This is a genomic window from Pseudomonas sp. LBUM1651 (assembly GCF_059716135.1).
This window is the reverse complement of sequence record NZ_CP166805.1, coordinates 961,484-979,697: the sequence shown is the minus strand read 5'-3', so window position 1 is coordinate 979,697 and position 18,214 is coordinate 961,484. Positions and strand designations below refer to the sequence as shown.

At 59.8% G+C, this 18,214-nt stretch carries 18 protein-coding genes; 9 read left to right on the top strand and 9 right to left on the bottom strand.

The features are described 5' to 3' along the window. Positions 1-128: 128 nt before the first annotated feature. From ACA066_RS04455 to ACA066_RS04425, 7 genes are all read right to left on the bottom strand, one after another. Positions 129-2,684, bottom strand: a complete 2,556-nt coding sequence (locus tag ACA066_RS04455) for a LuxR C-terminal-related transcriptional regulator (RefSeq protein WP_497698275.1) — start codon at positions 2,682-2,684, stop codon at positions 129-131. A gap of 140 nt (positions 2,685-2,824) precedes the next feature. Then, a complete protein-coding gene (locus ACA066_RS04450; RefSeq protein ID WP_497698274.1) occupies positions 2,825-4,192 on the bottom strand; it encodes a DUF1329 domain-containing protein in 1,368 nt (455 codons plus the stop codon). A 23-nt stretch (positions 4,193-4,215) separates the two neighbouring features. Then, on the bottom strand, positions 4,216-6,009 hold the full coding sequence (locus ACA066_RS04445) for a DUF1302 domain-containing protein (RefSeq protein ID WP_497698273.1): 1,794 nt from the start codon (positions 6,007-6,009) through the stop codon (positions 4,216-4,218). Positions 6,010-6,502: 493 nt separating this feature from the next. Next, complete coding sequence (locus ACA066_RS04440) at positions 6,503-7,414, bottom strand: SDR family oxidoreductase (RefSeq protein ID WP_497698272.1); 912 nt, start codon at positions 7,412-7,414, stop codon at positions 6,503-6,505. 112 nt (positions 7,415-7,526) lie between these two features. Next, on the bottom strand, positions 7,527-8,429 hold the full coding sequence (locus tag ACA066_RS04435; protein ID WP_497698271.1) for an alpha/beta fold hydrolase: 903 nt from the start codon (positions 8,427-8,429) through the stop codon (positions 7,527-7,529). Beyond that, positions 8,429-9,211: a class II aldolase/adducin family protein gene (locus ACA066_RS04430; RefSeq protein WP_497698270.1), complete on the bottom strand. Its 783-nt coding sequence runs from the start codon at positions 9,209-9,211 to the stop codon at positions 8,429-8,431. Before ACA066_RS04430 ends, ACA066_RS04435 begins: the two co-directional genes overlap by 1 nt. A gap of 254 nt (positions 9,212-9,465) precedes the next feature. Continuing rightward, on the bottom strand, positions 9,466-9,921 hold the full coding sequence (locus tag ACA066_RS04425) for a flavodoxin (protein ID WP_497698269.1): 456 nt from the start codon (positions 9,919-9,921) through the stop codon (positions 9,466-9,468). Between the two features lie 103 nt (positions 9,922-10,024). Between ACA066_RS04425 and ACA066_RS04420 the strand changes: the two genes are divergently transcribed. Together ACA066_RS04420 and ACA066_RS04415 are read left to right on the top strand one after the other, a co-directional pair. Beyond that, complete coding sequence (locus ACA066_RS04420) at positions 10,025-10,501, top strand: PAS domain-containing protein (protein WP_497698268.1); 477 nt, start codon at positions 10,025-10,027, stop codon at positions 10,499-10,501. Between the two features lie 54 nt (positions 10,502-10,555). Next, the gene (locus ACA066_RS04415; protein WP_497698267.1) at positions 10,556-11,161 is read left to right on the top strand and encodes a hypothetical protein; all 606 of its coding nucleotides are present in this window, start codon (positions 10,556-10,558) and stop codon (positions 11,159-11,161) included. Position 11,162: 1 nt separating this feature from the next. Here ACA066_RS04415 and ACA066_RS04410 read toward each other — a convergent pair whose 3' ends face one another. Continuing rightward, complete coding sequence (locus tag ACA066_RS04410) at positions 11,163-12,119, bottom strand: MerR family transcriptional regulator (RefSeq protein ID WP_497698266.1); 957 nt, start codon at positions 12,117-12,119, stop codon at positions 11,163-11,165. A 213-nt stretch (positions 12,120-12,332) separates the two neighbouring features. On the opposite strand from ACA066_RS04410, the gene ACA066_RS04405 reads away from it, so the two are divergent. From ACA066_RS04405 to ACA066_RS04375, 7 genes are all read left to right on the top strand, one after another. Next, positions 12,333-12,902: an antibiotic biosynthesis monooxygenase gene (locus ACA066_RS04405; protein ID WP_497698265.1), complete on the top strand. Its 570-nt coding sequence runs from the start codon at positions 12,333-12,335 to the stop codon at positions 12,900-12,902. A gap of 185 nt (positions 12,903-13,087) precedes the next feature. Continuing rightward, positions 13,088-13,798 (top strand): dihydromonapterin reductase, encoded by a 711-nt coding sequence (gene folM, locus ACA066_RS04400; protein WP_497698264.1) that lies wholly within the window; start codon positions 13,088-13,090, stop codon positions 13,796-13,798. 21 nt (positions 13,799-13,819) lie between these two features. Continuing rightward, positions 13,820-14,380: a GTP cyclohydrolase I FolE gene (gene folE, locus ACA066_RS04395; protein ID WP_497698263.1), complete on the top strand. Its 561-nt coding sequence runs from the start codon at positions 13,820-13,822 to the stop codon at positions 14,378-14,380. A 2-nt stretch (positions 14,381-14,382) separates the two neighbouring features. Further along, on the top strand, positions 14,383-14,754 hold the full coding sequence (gene folX / locus ACA066_RS04390; RefSeq protein ID WP_007970304.1) for a dihydroneopterin triphosphate 2'-epimerase: 372 nt from the start codon (positions 14,383-14,385) through the stop codon (positions 14,752-14,754). Between the two features lie 104 nt (positions 14,755-14,858). Then, the gene (locus ACA066_RS04385) at positions 14,859-15,155 is read left to right on the top strand and encodes a DUF1244 domain-containing protein (RefSeq protein ID WP_497698262.1); all 297 of its coding nucleotides are present in this window, start codon (positions 14,859-14,861) and stop codon (positions 15,153-15,155) included. Next, positions 15,148-15,486, top strand: coding sequence for a HopJ type III effector protein (locus ACA066_RS04380; RefSeq protein ID WP_008037347.1), 339 nt, complete (start codon positions 15,148-15,150; stop codon positions 15,484-15,486). The genes ACA066_RS04385 and ACA066_RS04380 overlap by 8 nt, the downstream gene beginning before the upstream one ends. Before the next feature lie 188 nt (positions 15,487-15,674). Next, positions 15,675-16,925, top strand: a complete 1,251-nt coding sequence (locus tag ACA066_RS04375; protein WP_497698261.1) for a 2-aminoadipate transaminase — start codon at positions 15,675-15,677, stop codon at positions 16,923-16,925. 176 nt (positions 16,926-17,101) lie between these two features. Here ACA066_RS04375 and trxB read toward each other — a convergent pair whose 3' ends face one another. Continuing rightward, complete coding sequence (trxB, locus tag ACA066_RS04370; protein WP_497698260.1) at positions 17,102-18,064, bottom strand: thioredoxin-disulfide reductase; 963 nt, start codon at positions 18,062-18,064, stop codon at positions 17,102-17,104. Positions 18,065-18,214: the final 150 nt, after the last annotated feature.

Sequence of the window (18,214 nt, the reverse complement as noted above, 5' to 3'; positions counted from 1 at the left end):
TTATGAGCCGACCAACAGACGCCAAAAAAATACAAATATTCATTGACCGTGTCGACGCACAATTTATAAACATCTCAGCAGCCGAAGTACACCCCACTAGTTGTATGCATTCGTAAACAATCAAAACTTCAAACAACGATACCCAATACTTTCGCCTGGGCCACGGCCTGAGTTCTACGCTCTACCCCTAACTTCCCATTGATCCGTCGCGCATGGGTTTTTACTGTATGCAACGATATGAACAACTGGTCGGCTATTTGTTGATTGGAATTCCCTTGAGCCACTAATTTAAGTACTTCTATTTCTCGCTGACTTAACCCGCTCTGGACCGGGGCCATCGGTTCCGGATAACTGCCCGGCTCGGCGCGCCCGATGGCCTCTGGCAACCGTGGCTGGCGCAACTGAAGATCGCGCAGGGTCTGTTGCAGATTACAGCGCTCGATCAGCGCCACGCCTTCCTGCAACGACTGGCGCGCCATCAGCATGTCACCCGTCAGCCAGGCAACTTCAGCCAGTGCCAGGTGCAACTGCGCTTGCAGCCCCGACATCCCTCGCTGCCGGACCGACTGCAACTGGCCCTCAAGCCGTTCCACCGGTGATTGCGCCTGCCCCAGATAAACGTCAGTCAGCACCAGCAGATATTCAAGACTGGGGATCAGCTCCAGCGTGGCCGGCGGCGCCTGACGTGCATGGTGGCCGTGATAGTGACGCAGTACCCGGGTCAGCGCTTCACGGGCCAGTTCCGGACGCCCCTGCTGTAACCAGAAATGGCAGCTGATGTGCAGCAGAGCACTGCGATAGACCGTGTCGGGAATCCGTCGTTGTTGCATCAAGCGTTCGGCGTCACGCAGAAGGACAAAGGCCTGGGCGTAGTCCAGGCGATTGGCGGCCAGCTGCGCGAGACCGAGAAAACCGTAAAGCACGCGCTTGTCCTGGCTGCGCAGGCACATCTGCAGTCCGCTCTCGAAGTACTCGGACGCCTGCGCATCTCGCCCCTGAGACAGGCTCAAACGCCCACGACGCAAGGCGATCCGCCCGAGTAACGGTTCGGCCAGCGGTTGCCGTTGGGCGAGCAAATCGTGCATGTTCGCCAGCAAGTGCTCGGCCCTGCCGGACGCGCCCCGTTGCTCGAGCAATTGCGCGTGATCGAGTTCCAGCAACCCTTCGAACACCAGCGAGCCTTGCGCGCGCGCCAGGCACAACGCCTCACGGTTGAGGGCCTGCGCCACGTCAAGCTCGCCTCGCAGCAGCGCTTGCTGGGTCAGGCCCGACAGGCACATCAACCGGGCGCTCCACAGTTCCGGGCCGAGCTCGCTGAGCGCCTCCAGCAAATGCGCCCGCGAAGGCTCCATGCGCCCCTGCAAATGCAGGAGCCAACCTTGCAATGCCTGCCACCGTGCAATCAGTTGCCCGTGGTTGAGCGCCGACGGCTGAGGCATGAAGCGCGACAGATGCCCGATGCATTCGCCCGCCTGCTCGAATCGACCGGCGAACAGCAAAGCCGCGGTGATCAGCCCCACCAATTGCGGCGAGCCCAGCATCAGCTCCTCGCCTTGTCGCTCATGCAGACGCAACAACAGCACCACTGTCTGCTCCTCGAACAGGTGCTCGAAACTGAAATGCTGCAACAGGCTGACCGCGACTTCGAACTCTTGCGCCAGCAAGGCCTGTTCAAATGCGGCTTTCCAGTCCAGTTCGGCGGCGAACCACTGACAGGCGCGACGATGCCAGGAGCGTCCCTCCGGCCATTGCTCTTCGCGCATCAACTGCGTGAGCGGCGCGAAAATCTGCAGCCAGTCTGTCGAATCCTGCCAGGGCTCGATAAAGCAACCCAGCGCCTGCAACGTGCTCAGGCACTGGGCGCCCTCTCCCGCACCGAACAAGTGGTCGCACAACCGGGCATTGAATCGGGGCAGATGGGCGAGCACCCGCCAGGCTTCCGTGAGCTCCGGGGTCAGAATGCTGAACAATTCGTGCTCAAGGTAATCGTGCAGCGTGTCGGGTCGACCGTGCAGTTGCTCATGGCGTGACCAGGCGCATTTTTGCAGCAGCGCAATCCGCACGCCCGCGCACCAGCCGCCGCTCAGTTCGACAATCCTGCTGGCACGCTTGGCGGCCTGCTCCGGTTCCAGGTGATGCAGCAGCCGGGCGATTTCAGCTCGAGTGAAGGCCAGCGTAGCGCGCTCGCAGTCGTACAGTTCATCAGCGAGCAACAGGCGTGGCCAATTGCAGGGCGGACGGCGACGAGCACTCAACCACCAGGTAATCAGCGGGTTGCTGATCGCCAATAGCCGGTCGAGCAAAAGATCGAGCTCCGGGTTGGGGGTGCGGCAATAGTCATCCAGACACAGCCAGGTCGGCGTTTGCAATTGCGCCAGGTACGCCAGCAATCCGGATTCGTCCGCTGAGTCCGATCCCAACGCCCGAGCCAGCCGCTGGCGAAATTCGCCGGCACTCAACGACGCACCCGCCAACGGCAGCCAACAGACGTGACACTGTTCCGGCGCCCGCAGCAGGCATTCGATGAGCAGCGCACTCTTGCCACTGCCGGCCGGCGCACAGAGTAGTTTCACCCGCGCTGTCGAGGCCAGTAACGGCTCGATCAACCGGTCGCGAGACAAGTGATGGGAAGACAAACGGGGCAAGAGTCCAGGACGGTCCAGACACGGGGTCATGGCGGTCATAGTGGTGCGCCTTTTTATAATTGTGGCGCCACCCTAGCCCTCTCTACACCGCTTATTGAAGAAGTATTCAACACACTGATCGACACCTATAAAAAAGGTGACCGCAAAGTCACCTTTTTCTGTAAGAGCTGTAGGAATGATTACCTCACCCCTGTACTCCGCAACGCTGCCGGCGTGTAGTCACCTGCTTTGGCATCGATACCGAATTCGAAGCTGCGCTTCTCTTCGTTCTTCATCCCCAGGGCAATGTAGCGACCGGCGATCAGGTCATACAGCGCTTCAACGGTATAGGCCGGCACCTGATGATCGTAGTAGAACTGGGCGTGCCCTTCGGCTACACGCCACAGCTGACCGCGACCGTCGTAGTGATCCGCCAGCGCCACCTGCCAACTGTCTTCATCGATGTACATGTGCCGCTTGGCATAGACGTGCCGCTCGTTGGGCTTGACCGTGGCGACAACCTCCCAGACCCGGTGCAACTCATAGCGCGTCAGGTCCTGATTGATGTGCCCGGCCTTGATCACATCGGTGTACTTGAGGTCGGGCGAGTCGAGCTTGTAGCTGTTGTAAGGGATGTACATTTCCTTCTTGCCGATCAGCTTCCAGTCGTAACGATCCGGTGCGCCGGAAAACATGTCGAAGTTGTCGGTGGTGCGCAGCCCGTCGGACGACGTGCCGACACCATCATAGGCCACTTGCGGTGCACGCCGCACGCGACGCTGACCCGCGTTGTAAATCCACGCCTTGCGCGGCTCCTTGACCTGATCGAGGGTCTCGTGAACCAGCAGCACGTTGCCCGCCAGCCGCGCCGGTGCCGTCACCTCCTGCTTGAAATAGTTGAGGACGTTCTCGTCGCTGCCCGGCTTCAAATCCCCCAGCAGCGAAGGCACCGCGACTTCATCCTTGAAGCGGATCACCGTGAAATCGCCATTGGATTGCGGCGTGGCCTGGGTGATGGTGCGACGCAAATTGCCGCCGTGATAACGGGTGACGTGGTTCCAGATCACTTCGACGCCGTTATTCGGAATCGGAAACGCGTAATAGCGATTGCCGGTGAAATTGGCCAGGCCATTGCCATCGTTGATCGGCGTCACGTTCAACGCGCTGCGTTTGGCCGACTCGTAGATGTCCGCAGGCAAGGCCACCGTGCGGTGGGTCGGGTAGACCGGGATCTTGTAGGTCTGCGGGTAGCGCTTGAACATCGCGATCTGCCCGTCGGAAAGCTTGTCCTTGTATTTGTCGACCGTCGCCGCGGTGATGGTGAACAGCGGCTTTTCATTGGCGAACGGGTCGGCCAGGAAACCTTTGCTGTCCACCGCGCCGGCGTTTTTCGGCAGGCCGCCAGTCCAGGCCGGAATCGAGCCATCGGCGTTGCCGGCCTTTTCACCGCCCAATGGCGTCAGGCTGTTGCCGAGTGTGTTCGCTTCTTCCGGCGACACCGCAGCCTTCACATCGACGGCCAACAGACTCAGGGCCAGAACGCCGCATTGCAGAATCATCTTGCGCATTGAAATCATCCTTCTCAGCCAGATCAGAAGTTCACGCCAAAGCTCAACGCCAGGAAGTCGCGATCTTCCAGGGTGTTGTAGTCACCACCGAAGAAATCGGTGTAACTCAAGCTCGCGGTATAGGTGTTGCGATAGTCCGCATCTACGCCGACGCTGATCGCCTTGGCGCCTTCGTTGAACAGACCGTTGGGGCCGTAACCGGCGACGTCGTGGGACCACGACAGGTTCGGTTTGAAGTTGATCCCGGCGATCACGTTGTTGTAATCAAGGATGGCGCGGGCGCGGTAGCCCCACGAGGTCGAGGTCACGAAACCGTCCCTGTCACCGCGAAAACCGTATGCGCCATACACCGAGTCACGGCCATAACGCAGCTTGCTGCGGGCTTCCAGACCACCGACGTGGACAACCGCCGCCTCACCCACCAGGGTCAGTCGGTCGGCCCCTGCAACCTGATCGATGAAGTGCGTCAGGGTGCTCTGGATCTGCGTCACTTCCTTGCGGCGATAGCCCTTGTTGTCGGCGCCAGGCCGGGTGGCAATCGGCGAAGCCGCGCCGCCCGCGATCGGGTTGAGCAAGGCCAGGGTCAGGTCGGTGCTATTGACCTGCACCGGCAGGTTCGGGCGATAGCTGATTTCCCCGGTCCACGCCGTGCCGGTAGGCAATGTGGTGGAGAAGCTCGCGCCGTAGAGGCGGATGTCTTCCGGATATTCGAGGTAATACTGGCCACGACCGAGCATCACACTCTGGGCCAGTGCCGAACCGGTGCCGGGTGCAATGGCGTTGGCGGCACCGACGATGGCCGGGATCCGTGCCAGCGTACCCAGCCCGGCGGTGGTGGTGCCGACGTTCGGTGTACGGCTGTGGTAGTTCATGAAGTACAGACCGTACTCGGTGTCGTCACCCAGCCAGCGCAGCGCCGTGCCCCATTGCCCGGAGTCGCGGGCATCGCGGTCGCCGCCACGGGGAACAATCACGCCTTCGCGGCCGACCAGAAAGCCCTGGCCAAACGCTGCGGCGATGGGTTGCAACGGCGCAATCGCCGGGCTGGCAACCGTGTATCCCGTGGTGCATCCGTCCGCCGCCACGTCACCACCGAAGAAGGTGCCGCAGTTGTCGAGAACGGTCTGATCCCACTCCAGCTGATAGAAGCCTTCCACAGTGAGCTTGTCGGTCAGGCCCTGAGAGGCGAACAGCATGTTCACCGGAATCAGACCTTCCTTGATCTCCGCACCAGGACGGCGGAAGGCTGAAACGTCGACCGGGTTGATGCTGTTGATCGAGTTGCCGATGAAGGTACTTTCGCCCCAACTCACCACCTGTTTGCCGGCGCGCACAGTGCCCGGCAAATCGGCGATTGAGTAGTTGTGGTAGACGAAAGCATCGAGGATCTGCGCACCGGAAGACTTGGAACCCTCCTTGCGATTGTGGTCGCTGATCGGCTTGAACTCGCGGTCTTCGTCCTTCAATTCGAAGTCGTACCAGTACTTGCCACGGACAAACACGCCGGTGTCGCCGTACTTCAGTTCGAGGTCGTGAATGCCCTTGAAGATCTTGGAGAAGGTCTCGCCCTTCTTGAAGTTCAGTCGCCCGTCGTCACCGGTCGATGCCTGGCCGGTCCCGCCGTTGACGACGCCCACCAGCGACTTGTCGGCATCGCGCATGCCCCAACTCGCGCCGACGGACAGCGAGGAGTCGAACGTCCCTTCGATTTCGCCAATGTTGAATGAAACGGCCTGCGCCTGGGCACAGCAACCCAAGGCAACCGCAGCGGCCAGCGCCTGCGGTGTGAAGATGGCGCGCATTGTTGTTTTTGTCATGCGTCTTCCCCGGTGAGTGACAGAAGGCCACACCCTACTGCCGCAGGTCGGGGGCGATAAGCGCACGAAGGAGGTATTCGTTGTGTAGCTCTAAAGGATGAATGGATTTGGGCGAGGGTTTGCGTAGGTATGGATAGAGTGGATGAGGGTTTATCCGTCGGATGCATGAACGCGGGACTGTTGCCCAGACTGCAACACTGCATGTCTGGAATCGCTATTTTTCCTTTGGGCTCAGGCGCTTATTCTTGTCGGGCTTTCAAGGGAAACCGCCTGACAGCACACAGCGATGCCGTGTGATCAGTCCACGCCATTGGCGACAGATTTCAGATGAATCGAAGGTTTCGACTCATCGCCCCGTGTTCACTGACGTTGATTTGTAGCTCCTTGATCCAACGTCTTACTTTGGCCGCTGCGTTTGCAGCGGCCTTTTTTATGGGCGATGGTTTTTTGAGGGATGGCAGGTCTCAGGCGAGCCCTGCCGAAAGCGAAGGAATCAGAGCGCGTACTTCTGCAAATTCCCCATCATCTCCTTCAACGCTTCAATGTTGTCCTTCGGATGCGCAGCCCCTTCAAAATCACAGATCTGCTGCCAGTGCGCCGCCACATCTTCCGGCGAAAAACCGATCCGCGGATCAAACCCGGCGCCCAGGCTACGCTCCCAACGCACCTTGCCCATCCAGCCGCCGCCGACCTCAAACAACCCCGACGTTTCCTGGCAGATTTCGCTCGCGAGGTACACCACCAGCGGGCTGACCAGTTCCGGTTTGAGTTGTTCGAACACTTGCGGCGGGATCAGGCCTTCGGTCATGCGGGTGCCGCCGGTGGGGGCGATGGCGTTGACCAGGATGTTGTTTTTGCGGCCTTCGATGGCCAGCGTGCGGGTCAGGCCGTAGAGGCCGAGTTTGGCCATGCCGTAGTTGGACTGGCCAAAGTTGCCGTAAATACCCGAGGTCGACGCCGTGAAGATCACACGACCATAGTTTTGCTCGCGCAGGTGCGGCCACGCGGCGCGGGTGACTTTGTAGGCGCCTTCGACGTGGACGCGGTAAACCAGGTCCCAATCGGCGTCGTCCATTTTGTGAAAGGTCTTGTCCCGCAGGATCCCGGCGTTGTTGACCACCACGTCGACACGGCCGAAGGCGTCAAGGGCGTGTTGCACCAGTTTGTCGCCATCGGTGACGGAGTCATGGTTAGCCTCGGCAGTGCCGCCGGCCTCGCGAATTTCAGCCACTACACGGTCGGCTGCAGATGCGTTAGCGCCTTCGCCTTGAGCCGAGCCGCCGAGATCGTTGACCAGCACCCTGGCGCCCTGTTTCGCGAACAACAGCGCATGGGCGCGCCCGAGGCCGCCACCGGCTCCCGTGATGATCACGACTTTATCTTCGAAGCGCACAGGCTCATTCATTGGGGGGACTCCAGCAGACCAAGGGACAATGAGTCCGAGTCTCAGGCAAGGCGCTGCTGGTCACAATGAACACAGGTAAGGCTGAATGGTGCTCGATAAGGCAGGGGGATAATCAGGAACAGGCCGCCTTTAGCGGCGCCGCAATCAGCCGATCGCGAAACGCCAGATAATGTTTCAGCACCTGCGCTGGCGCTTCCGTTTGCGGGTAGTGGCCAATGCCCGGCAACAGCACCGTATCCGGTTCAGGGATCAACTCCCGATAGCGCTCGACCATGTGCGCGCCGGAGACCGGATCGGCCTCGCCATCGATCACCCGCAGCGGCACATCACCGCGCTGCATCGCGCTGATCCAACGTTCGCGCTGGACGCGTCGTTCGGGAATGTAGGCAATCAGTTTGTGCATGATCCGAGGCCCGTGATTGCTGTCCACCAGGCTCCAGAAATCATCCATCTCACTCTCGGTAGGACGGCTTTGCGGTCCGAAGATCTGCCGGAAACTCTTCACCAGCGTATCCCGGGAAAAGGCTCGGCCGATCATCCAGCCCAGCGGGCTGAGCAACAGTTTCTGCATCAGTACCGGGCGGTGGGTTTCCGGAAACAGGCCGCCATTGAGGAACACGCAACTGCCAAGATGAATGCGCGACTCGTAATGCCGGGCCAGCAGTTCCTGAGCCACGCTGTCGCCATAATCGTGGGCCAGCACGTGTACCGGTTGTTCCACATTCAAATGCGCCAACAATGCCTGTTGCAGATCGGCTTGCTCCAGCAGGCTGTATTCGTGGTCCACCGGTTTGGCGGAATCACCAAAGCCAAGCATGTCGCAGGCGATCAGCCGATAGCGCTGGGCCAGCGGCTGCCACAGGTAATGCCAGTCCCAACTGGCAGTCGGGAAGCCATGGATCAGCAGCAGCGGCTCACCCTGCCCTGCCGTCCAGTAACGAATGGTCTGGCCACGGAATACGAACGTCTGGCCGCGTTTGCGCCAGACACACAGCGGGATCTCGGCGAGTGGCATCAGAGTTTATAACCCGGGTCTTGTTGATCGAGTTTGCGCAGCAACGCTGGCCAGGCCAGCGCGCCGCCCATCCCTTGTGCACTTTTGGTGACGCCGGCGATCATCGCCTTGGCGCCCGCCAGAATCTGCGGTTCGATAGCGATCAGTTCCGCGCCACCGTTCTGCGCCATCACCTGGATATCGCAGGCGCGCTGAAAGGTGAACATCATCAGGAACGTGTCGGCGATGGTGCCGCCACAGGTCAGCAGACCGTGGTTGTGCAGCATCAGGAAATTGTTTTCACCAAGGTCGGCTTGCAACCGCGCCTTCTCTTCATGGTTCAGCGCAACGCCTTCGTAGGCGTGGTAGGCCAGGCTGGACAGGACAAACAACGACTGCTGACTGATCGGCAAAATGCCTTGCTTCTGCGCCGACACCGCAACCCCCGACGCCGTATGGGTATGCAGCACGCAAACCACATCGTGACGCACTTCATGCACGGCGCTGTGGATGGTGTACCCCGCCGGGTTGATCTCGTAAGGGCTGTCCATCAGCTTGTTGCCGGCCTGATCGACCTTCACCAGACTCGACGCCGTGATCTCATGAAACATCAGCCCGAACGGGTTGATCAGGAAGTCTTCGGTGCCGGGCACCTTGGCGGAAATGTGGGTGAAAATCAGATCATCCCAGCCATGCAGGGCGACCAGGCGATAACAGGCAGCCAGATCGACACGGGCCTGCCACTCGGCGGCGCTGACCTGGTCTTTGACACTGTGGGGCGATTGGAGGGGGGCTACGCTCACGGCAAGGAACCTCGCTTTTTATTATGGAGTGTTTCCAATGACTACCGAGTCTAGTCAGCCCTCGAGGTTCGTGTAGTTGCATTGGCAGCCAGCTTGATGGCCTAGCGAGTCAGTGCGCAAACAAGCCTGGATCCATGTCAAAACACCGACGCCAGCAACGGCGCAGCGCCCCTGTTCAACAGCCCCGTCAGAACCATGCCCCCGCACCGTCAAACGATCCGCAGCCTGACTTGCACCGCTCAGCGAACGGCCAGTCAGCCGCGCAGGGCCGTGACCAGTTCCGCCAGCCAGGGCTCGGCATCGGTTTCCGGTGTGACGCTTTCGCTGGCGTCCAGACGCAGCATCGGCAGCACTTCGCGGATGCCCAGCTCGCCGAACAGTTCACGCATCAGTTCGCCGCCGCCGCAGAACGTGTCGCCGTAGCTCGCATCACCCAGGCCGATGACAGCACCCGGCAAACCGCGCCAGGCCGCCGGCAACTGATCGCGAATGGCGAAATACAAGGGTTGCAGGTTGTCCGGCAGTTCACCCATGCCGGTGGTCGAAGTCACCGCCAGAAAGGCTTCGGGGCCGAAGGCCTGGACATCGGCGAGGCTTGCACGCGGGTTGTGAAAGGTTTCGAATCCCGCAATTTTCAATATGTTCGCAGCGTGGCGGGCGACTTCTTCAGCCGTGCCGTACACCGAGCCGGAAAGGATGGCGACTTTCATCAATCTGATCCTGAAGCTGAATAAAAGACCGGGATATTAACAGCAGAGACCTCATTGTTCTTTTAGAATGCAGAACGTCAATCAATCAGGAAGGGATTCTTCAATGATCAACGCGCAACTGCTGCAAATGGTGATCAACGCATCCAACGACGGCATCGTGATCGCCGAAAAAGAAGGCGAGCAAGACAACATTCTGATTTACGTCAACCCGGCGTTCGAACGTCTGACCGGCTACACCAGCGAAGAAATCCTCTACCAGGATTGCCGCTTTCTGCAGTCAGGCGACCGCGATCAGGAAGCGCTGCCGTTGGTTCGCGAGGCGCTGGCCAGCGGCGGTTCCTGTCGGGAAATCCTGCGCAATTACCGCAAGGACGGCACCCCATTCTGGAATGAGCTGTCGCTTTCCACGGTGAAAAACCCGAGCGACGGCCAGACTTATTTTGTCGGCGTGCAAAAAGACGTGACTGTCCAGGTCAAGGCGCAGCAACGGGTTACGCAGCTGGAGGCGCAAGTGGCCGAGCTTCAAAAAGAGCTTGCCGCGCTAAAAGCGACGAACGGCGAAAACCAAACCGTGAATTGATTGTCATTAACTACAATCACCAATGACTGTGTAACTATTTCTTTCGAGCAGATCATGCAACGCGACGCACTCCTGACCCAGGATGAGCTGGATTTCATCCAGACCATGCAACACAACCCGCAACTCAATGTGCGGGATGCGACGTCGAGCCTGCTCGTCAACGGTGGTTCGCAAATCCGTGACTTGCTCACGCGCCTTGCCGCACATGAGCAGGTCACCATCCAGGCCAATTTCGAAAATCAGCAAATGACCTTCCCGTTGCATCTTGTGGAAGACGAGTTTCATGCGCTGCATTTACGCCTCGGCGTCCCCAGCATCTATGAGGACGGGCCATTGGTCCGGCCATGGCGCCTGGTACTCGACGAACCGGTCGCGCTGGAAAATGCCAATGGCCAGCCCGGTACGATGTGGGTGCACGAGGTGTCGTTCAAAGGCGTCTTGCTGGAAGTTCGCAACAAGACCAAACCGCCCAAGCATTTCGCGTTGTGGTTCAGCCCGTCAGGCTATGAACGAATCGCGATGCGCGGCACCTTTGAGAAGGAAACCGACAACGGTTTCTACGCGTATCAGTTGAGTCAAAGCGACACCGACGAAACCGAGCGCCTGCGCCAGTACATCCTTCAGCAGCATCGGCTGACGCATCCCGCCATGCACCTCTGATTCAGGTATCCAGGCTGCCTGCCAGGAACTGTTTCAGACGCTGACGCATCACCATTCCCTCGTTACCCAAACAGCCGATGGACGAGCCGGCCAGGTCCTCCTGCGCCAGATCCGACGCATCACCGGCGAGCATCAACTGGCAATCCAGGCTCATGGCCAGCCGGTTCAAACGCCGCGGTAGTTCAGGGGCTGGAGCATGATTGGACACCAGCACCAACGCCTGTGGCTTGACTCGTTCGCAGACCAGGGTCAATTCGTCGAAGGGCTGACCGAGCGCCAGTACTTGAATCGCCGAATCGACATTGCTCAGAAACAGCGCCGTGAGCAGCACTTCAAGCTCGCGACATTGATCGTTAAGAGCACCGACAATCACGCGACGCGGCTGCATGACACGCACCAGCAGCAGGCGCTGCAACACGCGAGAACGCAGAAAGCCATCCAGGAAAAGCCACTCGCTTGTCTGACCGAACCCTTCATGGCGTTGCAGCAAATGCTGCCAGAGCGGAATCAGAATGTCCTGGAACGCCACCGTCAGGGGGTAACTGGAAAAGATCTGTCCATAGACCTGCTCCAGCTGGAACTCATCAAACGCGCTGACGGCCGCCTTGACCTGTTTCTGCCACTGCGCGTAGTCCGCTTGCACCAGTTCGTTGGGGATGAGGTGTGACAGCGCCTGCAGCGGCGCGGTCCTGGCCAGGATCTTGCCGACCTTGCTGACGGCAACGCCGCGGTCGAGCCAGGCAAGGATACTGTGGACCCGCTCGATATCGGCCACGGCGTACAATCGATGCCCGCTTTCGGTGCGCATAGGCTGGATCAGACCATAACGGCGCTCCCATGCCCGCAGCGTGACCGGGTTGACGCCTGTCAGCCGAGACACCTCGCGAATCGGAAACAGCTCTTCCTGTTCAATCGGAACAGTCTGAGTACCAGCGACATCGTCAGTCAGGACAGGCATTTGGCAGGTCAACGTCCGTGTTTAAATTGGATCCCATTCTAACCCTCTTGCCCCATCATCATTCAAGACTTAGATGAGCAACGATTATCGGGGGCATAACCTGTAGAATCCGGAATAATCCTTGCTTGTTCCGAGACGCAGCCCACCACCCCGGCGCTGCGCCTGGCGAAAACTCCTATCCGGAGTGACGCGTTGTCCATACGGAGATACACAATGTCTACCTCACCCGTCACGCTGATGGTTGCGCGCCGCGTCGCCGATGGGCGTTATCAGGACCTGATGGCCTGGTTGCGCGAAGGCGAACAACTGGCCACCGACTTCCAGGGTTATCTCGGCTCAGGCGTGCTCGCCCCGCCGCCCGACGATGACGAATTCCAGATTATTTTCCGCTTCGCCAACGAGCAGACCATGCACGCCTGGGAGCATTCCGCCTCGCGTACCGCCTGGCTTGCACGCGGCAGCGACCTGTTTGCGCATAAGACAGAACATCGCGTGAGCGGCATCGAAGGCTGGTTCGGCGCTGCCGGCCAACGTCCACCACGCTGGAAACAGGCCGTGGCAATCTGGCTGGCGTTCTTCCCGGTGTCGTTGTTGTTCAACTTTTTGCTGGGGCCGCTGCTCGGCGAAATGAGCCTGCTTCCTCGGGTGTTGATCAGCACGTTGTGCCTGACGCCGTTGATGGTGTACTTCTTCATTCCACTGTCGACCCGAATGCTGGCCGGTTGGCTGAACAGCACACCAGCACGTTCGTTGCCCACCGAACCCTCCACTCAAAACCACTGATAATCCCCTGTGGCGAGCGAGCTTGCTCGCGCTGGGCTGCGTAGCGGCCCCTTTTGTGAGTGCTGCGCACTCAAGCGGGAGCAAGCTCCCTCGCCACACAGGCTCGCACACAGAGGACGCCCCCCGGTAGGTGAATGCCGCCGCTCGCTGGTATAGTTTTGCTCTTACCGCGACGCGAGCCGTTCATGACTTCTTCCTCCGCCCCGATCCTCATTACCGGTGCCGGCCAGCGTGTCGGTCTGCACTGCGCGCAGCGTCTGCTCGAAGACGGCCATGCCGTGATCTTCAGCTATCGCACTGAACGCCCCGGCGTACAGGCGTTGCGTGACTTGGGCGCGACGGCGGTATTCGCAGACCTTTCCACCGAAGCCGGAATTTTCGCCTTCATCAGCGAACTGAAAAACCAAACCGACAGCCTGCGCGCGATCATCCACAACGCCTCCGAATGGCTGACCGAAACGCCGGACACCGACGCCGCTGCCTTCACCCGCCTGTTCAGCGTGCATATGCTGGCGCCCTACCTGATCAACCTGCACTGCGCCGACTTGCTGCAACGCTCGAGCCCGGCCGACATCGTGCACATCAGCGATGACGTCACCCGCAAGGGCAGCAGCAAACACATCGGCTACTGCGCCAGCAAAGCCGGGCTCGACAGTCTCACACTGTCCTTCGCCGCGAAGTACGCACCGGACATCAAGGTCAACGGCATCGCCCCAGCCCTGCTACTGTTTAATCCCGACGACGACGCGGCCTACCGCGCCAAGGTCCTGGCCAAGTCTGCGCTGGGCATCGAACCCGGCAGCGAAGTGATCTACCAGAGCCTGCGTTATTTGCTCGACAACCCTTATGTCACCGGCACGACCCTGACCGTCAACGGCGGACGGCACCTCAAATAGATTGGCCTGCGAGGATGTTCCATGACGTTATCCCTGTCCCAGAGCTATCGCGAGATCCTCATCGGCCTCGGTGAAAATCCCGACCGCGAAGGCTTGCTTGATACGCCGCTGCGCGCGGCCAAGGCCATGCAGTACCTGTGTCACGGTTATGCGCAGAGTGTCGAAGAAATCGTCAACGGTGCGTTGTTCGCCTCCGACAACGATGAAATGATCATTGTCGACAACATCGAGCTGTACTCGCTGTGTGAACATCACCTGCTGCCCTTCATCGGCAAGGCGCATGTGGCTTATATTCCAACGGGTAAAGTGCTGGGTCTGTCGAAGATTGCGCGACTGGTGGACATGTTCGCCCGTCGTCTGCAAATCCAGGAAAACCTCACCCGGCAAATCGCCGACGCGGTGCAACAGGTGACCGGTGCCGCGGGTGTCGCGGTGGTCATCGAAGCACAGCACATGTGCATGATGATGCGCGGCGTCGAGAAACAGAATTCGACCATGAACACCTCGGTGATGCTCGGCGCCTTCCGCGAGTCGAGCAACACCCGCCAGGAGTTCCTGCAATTGATTGGACGGAGCAAGTAGCAATGCCACAACTTCAACCAGGAATGGCACGCATCCGGGTCAAGGACCTGTGCCTGCGGACGTTCATCGGGATCAACGAGGATGAAATCCTCAACAAGCAGGATGTGTTGATCAACCTGACCATCCTGTACGCCGCTCAGGAAGCGGTGCGTGACAACGACATCGATCACGCGCTCAATTACCGGACCATCACCAAGGCGATCATCGCTCACGTCGAAGGCAATCGCTTCGCGCTGCTAGAGCGACTGACCCAGGAAATTCTCGACCTGGTCATGGCCAATGCGTCGGTGCTGTACGCCGAGGTCGAAGTCGACAAGCCCCACGCCTTGCGTTTCGCCGAGTCGGTGTCGATTACGCTGGCGGCGAGCCGCTAAGCTTCAAGCTTCAAGCTTCAAGCTTCAAGCGGTAAGCTAACGACCAACGCATCCCAACTTGCAGCTTGAAGCTTGCCGCTTGAAGCTGTCTCGCAGAGACCCCCATGACCGATCAACAACGCCTCGAACTTGAAGCCGCCGCCTTCCGCCGGCTGGTCGCGCACCTGGACAGCCGCAAGGATGTGCAGAACATCGACCTGATGAACCTCTCGGGTTTCTGCCGCAATTGCCTGTCCAAGTGGTACAAGGCCGCGGCAGATGAACGCCAGATCGAGGTCAGCCTCGATGACGCCCGCGAAGTGGTCTACGGCATGCCGTACGCCGAGTGGAAAGCCCAATACCAGCAAGAAGCCAGCGCCGAACAACAAGCGGCGTTCGTCAAAGGAAAACCCAATGAGTGATTTGAACACCCTGCGCGCCAGCCTCAAGAGCGGCGAACACGTTTTTGCCGACACCCTGGCGTTCATCGCCGCGGGTTACGACTACCAGCCCCAGGCATTCAACAACGGCGGTGTGGAAAATGCGGCCGGGCAGAACGAAGGTTCGTGCAAGACCTTGGGTCTGGCGCTGCTGGAGGGCCTGAGCGATGAAGAAGCGCTGTTGGCGTTTGGCGAGCATTACCGCTCGGTAGTGGCGACGCCTGAGGGCAGTGATCACGGGAATATTCGTGCGTTGATTGCCCACGGTCTGGCCGGTGTGAAATTCACCCAGCAGCCGCTGACCCGCCGCTAAATTGTAGGAGCACGGCTTGCCGGCGATGGCGACCTCAAGATCGCCATCGCCGGCAAGCCGTGCTCCTACAGTCGTTCACCACACATCCCGACTTTTAAGATTGACCCGCCAACTTTATTTCGTTTGCCGGGCACCTCTGCTCGCGGCTTAGATAAAAAGAAGCCTCCCTTCTTCAGAGTCGGTCATCCATGAGCAGCGAATCCATCAGCCGGTCGATCAACATCGTTCATCCTGTCACCCTCAGCCACGGCAAAAATGCCGAGGTCTGGGACATCGATGGCAAACGCTACATCGACTTTGTCGGCGGCATCGGCGTGTTGAACCTCGGCCATTGCCATCCGCGCATCGTCGAGGCCATCCGCGACCAAGCCACCCGGCTGACGCACTACGCGTTCAACGCGGCGCCGCACGTGCCCTACCTCGATTTCATGGATCGCCTGGCCGCGTTCATTCCGGTGGATTACCCGGTCAGCGGCATGCTCACCAACAGCGGCGCGGAAGCGGCGGAAAACGCGTTGAAGATCGTCCGTGGCGCGACCGGTCGTACGGCCGTCATTGCCTTCGACGGCGCCTTTCACGGACGCACACTCGCCACGCTCAACCTGAACGGCAAAGTCGCGCCCTACAAACAGAAAGTCGGCGTGCTGCCCGGTCCGGTGTACCACCTGCCCTTCCCCAGCGAAGACAACGGCGTGACCTGCGCCGAAGCGCTGAAGGCGATGGATCGACTGTTCAGTGTCGAAATCGATGTCGACGACGTGGCGTGTTTTATCGTCGAACCGGTGCAGGGCGAAGCCGGCTTCCTGGCCATGGACGTCGAGTTCGCCCAAGCGCTGCGACGCTTGTGCGATGAAAAAAACATCCTGTTGATCGCCGATGAAATCCAGTCCGGGTTCGGCCGCACCGGCGAGCGCTTTGCGTTTTCTCGCCTGGGCATCGAGCCCGACCTGATCCTGCTCGGCAAAAGCATCGCGGGCGGTGTGCCGCTGGGTGCGGTGGTCGGGCGCAAGTCGCTGCTCGACACCTTGCCCAAGGGCGGACTGGGCGGCACTTACTCGGGCAATCCGATTGCTTGCGCTGCCGCGTTGGCGACGCTCGACGAAATGTCCGATGCCAACCTGCAAGCCTGGGGTACGCAGCAGGAAGAAGCGATCGTCAGCCGTTACCAATCCTGGCGCGCCAACAAGACTTCGCCCTTTCTCGGACGCCTGACCGGCGTCGGCGCCATGCGTGGCATCGAGCTGGCCCATGCCGACGGCACACCGGCCCCGGCGCAACTAACGCACCTACTGGCCCTGGCGCGAGAAGCCGGCTTGCTGCTGATGCCCAGCGGTAAGTCGCGCCACATCATCCGGTTGCTGGCGCCACTGACCACCGAGGCCACCGTGCTGGAGGAAGGGCTGGATATTCTTGAGGCATGCCTGAAGAAACTAGTTTGAATTTAAAGCCCATGCAGTCCCTGTGGGAGCTAGCCTGCTCGCGATGGTGTGTCAGCTACATCGATGTGACTGACACACCATCGCTAGCAGGCTAGCTCCCACAAGGGTTTGTGTTAACCGCACTTTCTGTGGGCACAAAAAAACCGGCCGAAGCCGGTTTTTTCATTTCAACAGAATCAGAACGAAGCGTTCTGCAGACCGTCGAGATAACGCTCGGCATCCAGTGCCGCCATGCAGCCAGCACCAGCGGAGGTGATCGCCTGACGATACACATGGTCAGCCACGTCGCCAGCCGCGAAGATACCTTCGAGGTTGGTCGCGGTGGCGTTGCCTTCACGACCGCCGTGCACCACCAGGTAGCCGTCTTTCAACGTCAGCTGACCTTCGAACAACGAGGTGTTCGGGGTGTGGCCGATGGCGATGAACACGCCGTCGACTTTCAGCTCGTCAAAGCTGCCGTCGTTGTTCTTCAGACGGGCACCGGTCACGCCCATGTTGTCGCCCAGGACTTCGTCCAGGTTCGAATTCAGTTTCAGGATGATCTTGCCTTCGGCAACGCGGGCATTGAGCTTGTCGATCAGGATCTTCTCGGCGCGGAAAGTTTCGCGGCGGTGGATCAAGGTCACAGTGCTGGCGATGTTGGCCAGGTACAGCGCTTCTTCCACGGCAGTGTTACCGCCACCGACCACGGCCACTGGCTTGTTGCGGTAGAAGAAGCCGTCGCAGGTCGCGCAGGCCGAAACGCCTTTGCCCATGAACGCTTCTTCCGACGGCAGACCGAGGTAACGAGCGCTGGCACCGGTGGCGATGATCAGGGCGTCGCAGGTGTAGGTCGCGCTGTCGCCGGTCAGGGTGTACGGCTTGGCAGCGAAGTCCACGGCATTGATGTGATCGAAAACGATCTCGGTTTCAAAGCGCTCGGCGTGCTCTTTCATGCGTTCCATCAGCGCCGGGCCGGTCAGGCCGTGGACATCGCCCGGCCAGTTGTCGACTTCGGTGGTGGTGGTCAGTTGACCGCCGGCTTGCATGCCGGTGATCAAAAGTGGCTTGAGGTTGGCACGGGCGGCATAGACCGCGGCGCTGTAACCGGCAGGGCCGGAACCGAGAATAATCACTCGCGAATGACGGACTTCAGACATGACCTGCTCCTGTTGACCGGCCCGAAACACCTGGCGCGGAACGCCGGGTTGCCGGCGGGAATAAAAAAGGACTGTTGAAAGCACTTGGGGAAGGCTTGAACTCGACAGTCCTGTAAAAAGATTGGGTGCAGCGTATCGAGGGGGCGAAGA

Coding starts and splice junctions, on each gene's coding strand:
- ACA066_RS04405 (WP_497698265.1), top strand. CDS start 12,333: ATGTCTACCTCACCCGTCACGCTGATGGTTGCGCGCCGCGTCGCCGAT.
- ACA066_RS04415 (WP_497698267.1), top strand. CDS start 10,556: ATGCAACGCGACGCACTCCTGACCCAGGATGAGCTGGATTTCATCCAG.
- ACA066_RS04420 (WP_497698268.1), top strand. CDS start 10,025: ATGATCAACGCGCAACTGCTGCAAATGGTGATCAACGCATCCAACGAC.
- ACA066_RS04410 (WP_497698266.1), bottom strand. CDS start 12,119: ATGCCTGTCCTGACTGACGATGTCGCTGGTACTCAGACTGTTCCGATT.
- ACA066_RS04445 (WP_497698273.1), bottom strand. CDS start 6,009: ATGACAAAAACAACAATGCGCGCCATCTTCACACCGCAGGCGCTGGCC.
- ACA066_RS04435 (WP_497698271.1), bottom strand. CDS start 8,429: ATGCCACTCGCCGAGATCCCGCTGTGTGTCTGGCGCAAACGCGGCCAG.
- ACA066_RS04425 (WP_497698269.1), bottom strand. CDS start 9,921: ATGAAAGTCGCCATCCTTTCCGGCTCGGTGTACGGCACGGCTGAAGAA.
- trxB (WP_497698260.1), bottom strand. CDS start 18,064: ATGTCTGAAGTCCGTCATTCGCGAGTGATTATTCTCGGTTCCGGCCCT.
- ACA066_RS04380 (WP_008037347.1), top strand. CDS start 15,148: ATGAGTGATTTGAACACCCTGCGCGCCAGCCTCAAGAGCGGCGAACAC.
- folE (WP_497698263.1), top strand. CDS start 13,820: ATGACGTTATCCCTGTCCCAGAGCTATCGCGAGATCCTCATCGGCCTC.
- ACA066_RS04455 (WP_497698275.1), bottom strand. CDS start 2,684: ATGACCGCCATGACCCCGTGTCTGGACCGTCCTGGACTCTTGCCCCGT.
- ACA066_RS04375 (WP_497698261.1), top strand. CDS start 15,675: ATGAGCAGCGAATCCATCAGCCGGTCGATCAACATCGTTCATCCTGTC.
- folX (WP_007970304.1), top strand. CDS start 14,383: ATGCCACAACTTCAACCAGGAATGGCACGCATCCGGGTCAAGGACCTG.
- ACA066_RS04450 (WP_497698274.1), bottom strand. CDS start 4,192: ATGCGCAAGATGATTCTGCAATGCGGCGTTCTGGCCCTGAGTCTGTTG.
- ACA066_RS04440 (WP_497698272.1), bottom strand. CDS start 7,414: ATGAATGAGCCTGTGCGCTTCGAAGATAAAGTCGTGATCATCACGGGA.
- folM (WP_497698264.1), top strand. CDS start 13,088: ATGACTTCTTCCTCCGCCCCGATCCTCATTACCGGTGCCGGCCAGCGT.
- ACA066_RS04385 (WP_497698262.1), top strand. CDS start 14,859: ATGACCGATCAACAACGCCTCGAACTTGAAGCCGCCGCCTTCCGCCGG.